Below are 2,144 nucleotides of genomic sequence, written 5' to 3'. Positions count from 1 at the left end.
ACTTCCCTCTAGATTTAGCAGCAGTAGAAGCTCCTGCTATCAAGGGTTAATTTTTGATTGATTAATTAAAAAAGCTCTCTATTTTTAGAGAGCTTTTTTTTTGGGTTTGTTTGGTTGGTGGTGAAGCACTTTCAATAATTAATAATTAATAATTAATAATTAATAAGGGTATAATATATACCTGATATGTATTTTACGTTAATTACTGACCGGGGGTAAGTTTGATCAAAGAAACAACTTCAGTGGCCATGCCTTCTTGTTTCCATCGATGGTGGGTTCGCGCAAGCGTTGCGTAAGCAAATCCCTTTAACGATGTATTAAAGACAAAAGCTCAAACAACTGGGTTTAGAGACTATATAGGAGGATTGCTCTTGAGAAAGTCAAAGAAAAAACTTGTCTCAAATGTCGAATAACACCGTAGGTCTGTCATACCACAAATTACGGCATTTTTTAGTTATAGCAAATTGGTCCGTAAATGCTGGTATGGGAGCGTCGTCTTCAAGTGATGTGGGAATCTCGTCAAACAAAACCTTCTCGTTCATTTGCTTTAATTATAGACGATTCAGGCCACAGAAAAAGCGCACCGCCTGCCCTGAGGTTTCCTCAGGGTAAAGACGGAGCAAGAAGTGGTAATTTAACTGCAGGAGTAGGGCGGCAATATATAGGAGAAATAGGAAAAACAGACAATGGTGTAGTTGTGGTGACAACTCATCTTGATGATGGAGTAAAAAGTCTACCTTTAGATATAGCTTGATCTCAAAAAGCGGATTCTTGAGCTTGAGGAAAAAAAGACCCATAATTTGTTCAGAAACCAGACTTAGCAATGTCTCTAGTTGACCAATGTTTGTCAGCGAGGACATCGGCCTGAAATTGTGTTAATTGATGGGGGATATGGTCACAATACATCATTCTTGAATCAACTAGAAAAAAGAAATTTAACTTATATAGGAGGATTAGCTAAAAATAGAAAAGTAATTATCAAAAAACAGAAGAATATTCAAGAGGAAATTAGATTAGACCAGCTAGCTGAAAGTATATCCCCACAGGCCTTTAACTTAGTTCAATTAAGCACAAAAAATGCTCATGAAGTTTGGCTAGCCACATTAGAAGTACAACGATCTAGGATGTCAGGTCAAAAAACTATAGCTATCGTGATGAATGCTAAAAATTTTTCTGATGCCACTGATATTAACTATTAGACTTGTCGCTTTATAAGCTTAAAAATTCCCAAAAGCCTTGTCCTGTAAGGATTATAACCATTGGCAAGTAAAAACGCCTGAAATTTTTGCTCTGTCTAGGTTTGAGCGATTTTTCCCCTCTATTTAGCGACAACTCTATTATATTACTAATCTCGAACACAAATATGTAACTCCAGAACGGATATGTTCTACTTATTCTAAGAGAAATTGGGTAGAAGTTTTCGTGATTAGAAGCCAAAGGACGGTTAGGGCTAAGAGAATATCAAGTCAGAGATAAAATCAGCTGAAAAAGGCATTTTATTTTAGTCCGCTCGTGCTTATACATTTATGATCTGGCATCAGTTAACTGGAGGCATAAGAAGGGGTTGGGCTAACAAACCGTTAAAGACTTTTACTGATACTTTAGAAGCCCGATCGTACAGCGATATCTTACCGTTTGATCAAGTGGTTAGATGAAAACATCGACGTATTTACCGCTCATCAAGAGAGTTTGGGGTTTGTTTGGGTTGCAAATTTGCTCAAGTCCCGATAAGTGAAGAATTAGCAATAATTTTAGAAAAGCATTGGCAGCGTTTTTCGGAAATAGAACAAAAATTTATTACTTGTCTGAGTGATAAAATTGAACCTGTTCCTATTTCTCAGTTGTTAACAGATACTCAAGTTTCGCCACAGGAATTATTTAATACCATAAAATCTGTAGGGCGACATTTTTTGATAGAAACTAAAATGCAAGAACAAGAAACATTATTTTCAGTTTTGCTAGTTTTCAGACAATATGTAATATCCACTTCTGAGGATGATAAAAAGTCACATTATGTTTGACTGAAGCTGAGAGAAAAATTTATCTATAGCCACTCCCATCTCTGAGTGAGGTACAAAATTTGTTGGTTTTATAGCGGTTTTCATAAACATAGACTACAGTAACAGCAGTGAGTAAACCAGTTT

3 protein-coding genes and 1 pseudogene are annotated in these 2,144 nt (G+C 36.2%); all 4 read left to right on the top strand.

Annotated features, from left to right (window positions below; translation table 11 throughout):
* Positions 1 to 475 precede the first annotated feature (475 nt).
* The 4 genes and pseudogenes from ACP6PM_RS24410 to ACP6PM_RS24395 all read left to right on the top strand — a co-directional run bounded on the left by ACP6PM_RS24410 (position 476) and on the right by ACP6PM_RS24395 (position 2,021).
* Positions 476 to 754 carry a hypothetical protein gene (locus ACP6PM_RS24410; RefSeq protein ID WP_426589248.1) on the top strand — a complete coding sequence of 93 codons (279 nt, stop codon included), beginning with the start codon at positions 476 to 478 and terminating at the stop codon, positions 752 to 754.
* Between the two features lie 79 nt (positions 755 to 833).
* Positions 834 to 1,199 (top strand): transposase, encoded by a 366-nt coding sequence (locus ACP6PM_RS24405; protein ID WP_426589246.1) that lies wholly within the window; start codon positions 834 to 836, stop codon positions 1,197 to 1,199.
* A 131-nt stretch (positions 1,200 to 1,330) separates the two neighbouring features.
* Positions 1,331 to 1,731, top strand: a pseudogene (locus tag ACP6PM_RS24400) (IS701 family transposase); the annotation flags it as partial.
* A complete protein-coding gene (locus ACP6PM_RS24395) occupies positions 1,701 to 2,021 on the top strand; it encodes a hypothetical protein (RefSeq protein ID WP_426589244.1) in 321 nt (106 codons plus the stop codon). The pseudogene ACP6PM_RS24400 and the gene ACP6PM_RS24395, both read left to right, overlap by 31 nt.
* The last annotated feature ends 123 nt before the right edge of the window (positions 2,022 to 2,144 follow it).

The sequence above is a fragment of the Dapis brunnea BLCC-M229 genome (assembly GCF_050015995.1).
Taxonomy (GTDB): Bacteria; Cyanobacteriota; Cyanobacteriia; order Cyanobacteriales; family Microcoleaceae; genus Trichodesmium.
The sequence above is the reverse complement of the archived record's forward strand: the minus strand, read 5'-3'. Positions and strand labels throughout refer to the sequence as shown.

Bases quoted from the DNA above. Each gene is read 5' to 3' on its own strand.
- ACP6PM_RS24410 (WP_426589248.1), top strand. From the start codon at position 476: ATGCTGGTATGGGAGCGTCGTCTTCAAGTGATGTGGGAATCTCGTCAA.